Here is a 2890-nt window from a genome sequence, read left to right as displayed (position 1 = left end):
GCTCTCCGCCGTCTCGGTGTTCGCTGCAGTCTCGGCGCTCTCCGCAGTCTCGGCGCTCTCCGCGGTCTCGGAGCTCTCCGCCGTCTCGGTGCCAACGGTCCCGTTCTCCATCGCGGCCTCGTCGACCACTGCGGCGGCGGCGTCCCGGTCGTCCGCGCCAGGACGGTCCTGCTCTCCTTCGGCGGCGGGCGGCAGGGCGACGACCTCGACAGCGGAGTCGTCGTACGGCTCGTGGACCGGGGAGCCGGCGCCGGTCGGCAGGGTGGTGTCCGAGTGGGCTCCGCACCCGTACGCCGAATGCACCACGTGGCCGTCGGCGGCGAATTCGTTGCCGCACACGCCGAACGCCGCGCGCAGGGAACCCGCGAGGGGCAGGTAGAACCCGCACAGCCGGCACGTCGAGGGCGCCGCCTTGGCCATCTCCGACTCCGGACCGTAGTCGCCGTCGTACCAGCGCTGGGCCGCCTCGAGACGTCCCTCGAGGCTCATGACCTGTTTGCGGCCCAGGCCGATCTCGCGGGCCGTCTCGTCGATCTCGGGGTCGCCGGTGGCGACATAGCCCGGCACGAGGCGCGGATCCCCGGCCGGAGGGGCGAGCAGATCACCGGGGCCGAGGTCGCCGGGCCGGATCCGCTCGTTCCACGGCACCCACCGGGGCGCGACCAGGGCGTCCGGTCCGGGCAGCAGCGCCAGCTCGCTCACGGTCACCCGATCCGAGCCGGGCGCGGCGGCGACGACGACGGCCCACTGCCAGCCCCGGTACCCGGGCAGTTCCGCGGCGAACCGGTGGGTGGCGGCGCAGTCGTCCTCGGCGGCGACGCCCAGGTACGCGCCGACGCCGGTCTCTCCGGCGTCCAGCAGCGCGGCCCGCGCGACGTCGACGGCGTCGGCCAGCAGAGGCTGTACGAGCTGTTCGGTAGAGGCGGACGCGGAGCCGGACGCAACTGAGGAAGGCACACCACTCACGGAGCCCATTCTGCCGCACGGAACCGTCGCCGCGAGCCTCGGCTGCCATCATGTGGGCATGCGCCGACGTCCGCTCTCCGTCGTGGCCGGTGTCGCGGCCGCGATCGTGGCCGGTGTCGCGGCGGCCGCGTGCGACTCCGCCCCGGCGGATCCGGGTCCGCCGGCCGAGCGCCTGCGCACAGAGATCGTGGCCGTCTACCCGCACGATCCTGCCGCGTTCACCCAGGGGCTCGAGGTGTCCGGCGACGAGCTCCTCGAGGGCACCGGCCTGTCCGGCCGGTCGTGGATCGCGGCGCGATCGCTGGCCACCGGCGCCGAACGGGTCCGGGTCCCGGTGCCGGACGACATGTTCGGCGAGGGCATCACGGTCGCCGGCGCCACCGTGTGGCAGCTGACGTGGCAGGACGGGGTCGCGATCGCCCGCGACCGGGACACCCTGGCCGAACGCGGCCGCGCCGGCTACGACGGGGAGGGCTGGGGACTGTGCGCCCAGGACGACCGGCTGGTGATGAGCGACGGCACGGCGGAGCTGACGTTCCGGCACCCCGGGACCTTCGCCGAGACGGGCCGGGTCACGGTACGGCGCGAGGGCCGCGCCGCCACCCGGCTCAACGAACTCGAGTGCACCGACGACGGCGCGGTGTACGCGAACGTGTGGAAGACGGACGAGATCCTGCGCATCGACCCGGACGCGGGCCGGGTGACCGCCGTGATCGACGCGGGGGCACTGCGCGAACACCTCCCCGAAGACCGGCGCGAGCGCATCGACGTGCTCAACGGAATCGCCCACCTGCCCGGTACCGATCGCTTCCTCGTCACCGGCAAGTACTGGCCGTCGATGTTCGAGGTGCGGTTCGTGCCGTGAACGCGGCACCGGGTACGCCACCGAACGCCGATCCGGCCGGTGCGACAGAATTGTTCCGTGACCGATTCGGACGAGGAACGCGCGCACGACGACGCGGACCGTCGTGCCGACGTCGGCGGTCGTCCCCGCCCGTCGGCCCGGGCCCCGCACCCCGGCAACGGCAACTATCCGCCGCCGCGGCGCACGTCCGCGCGGCGTACCCCCCTGCCGCCGCTGCACCCGGTCGAGGACGTCCGCCGGCACCGGGGCGACGACACGCCCCGCGGCGAGCGCGCCGGCGCCCCGCGGGCCCCGCGGATGCCGCGGAAACTGACGGTCACCCGTGTCGCGGCGCTGCGCAGCCGTGAGCTCACGAGCAAGGGCATCGCGACGTTCCGCCGCGCCGCCACGGCGGACGGCGCGGACCGCTCGGGCCTGACGGCCCTGACCTACGCGACGATGGCGAACTTCGCGAGCGACGCCGCGGTCGCCGTGGCCCTGGCGAACACCCTGTTCTTCTCCGCGGCGACGGGTGAGGACAAGACCAAGGTCGCCCTGTATCTGCTCATCACGATCGCCCCCTTCGCGGTGATCGCCCCGCTGATCGGCCCGCTGCTCGACCGGTTGCAGCACGGCCGCCGGCTGGCACTGGCCACGTCGTTCGCGGCCCGCACCGTGCTCGCCGTGGTGCTGGTGTTCAACTTCGACAGCTGGGGCCTGTACCCCGCGGCCCTGGCGATGATGGTGCTGTCCAAGTCGTTCGCCGTGCTCAAATCGGCGGTGACGCCACGAGTGCTGCCACCCGAGATCGACCTGGTCCGGGTGAACTCGCGGTTGACGGTCTTCGGCCTGGTGGGCGGCACGATGGGCGCCGGGGCGGTTGCCGCCGCCGCGGCCTGGCTGTTCGGCTCGTCGGGGGCCCTGTGGCTGTGCGCCGTCATCACCGCGTTCGGCGCGTACCTGAGCATGCGGATTCCCTCGTGGGTGGAGGTCACCGAGGGTGAGGTGCCGGCCACGCTGTCGTACCACGGCGCCGAGCCCCGCGTCGGAACCCGCACCGAGGTGGTCGCGGCACCCGGG

The 2890-nt window shown here is 73.8% G+C and carries 2 protein-coding genes and 1 pseudogene; 2 read left to right on the top strand and 1 reads right to left on the bottom strand.

Annotated elements, in window-relative coordinates; genetic code table 11:
• A partial coding sequence (locus OEY_RS28355; protein ID WP_029539997.1) for a DUF3027 domain-containing protein occupies window positions 1-975 on the bottom strand: 975 nt, incomplete at its 3' end.
• A gap of 49 nt (window positions 976-1024) precedes the next feature.
• Here OEY_RS28355 and OEY_RS0111245 point away from each other — a divergent pair.
• Together OEY_RS0111245 and OEY_RS0111240 are read left to right on the top strand one after the other, a co-directional pair.
• Window positions 1025-1831 (top strand): glutaminyl-peptide cyclotransferase, encoded by an 807-nt coding sequence (locus OEY_RS0111245; protein WP_010593978.1) that lies wholly within the window; start codon window positions 1025-1027, stop codon window positions 1829-1831.
• A gap of 57 nt (window positions 1832-1888) precedes the next feature.
• A pseudogene (locus tag OEY_RS0111240) lies at window positions 1889-2890 on the top strand (MFS transporter); the annotation flags it as partial.

The organism is Rhodococcus sp. P14 (genome assembly GCF_000256505.1).
In the GTDB taxonomy this organism is placed as follows: Bacteria; Actinomycetota; Actinomycetes; order Mycobacteriales; family Mycobacteriaceae; genus Rhodococcus; species Rhodococcus ruber.
The sequence above is the reverse complement of the archived record's forward strand: the minus strand, read 5'-3'. Positions and strand labels throughout refer to the sequence as shown.

Bases quoted from the DNA above. Each gene is read 5' to 3' on its own strand.
- OEY_RS0111245 (WP_010593978.1), top strand. From the start codon at position 1,025: ATGCGCCGACGTCCGCTCTCCGTCGTGGCCGGTGTCGCGGCCGCGATC.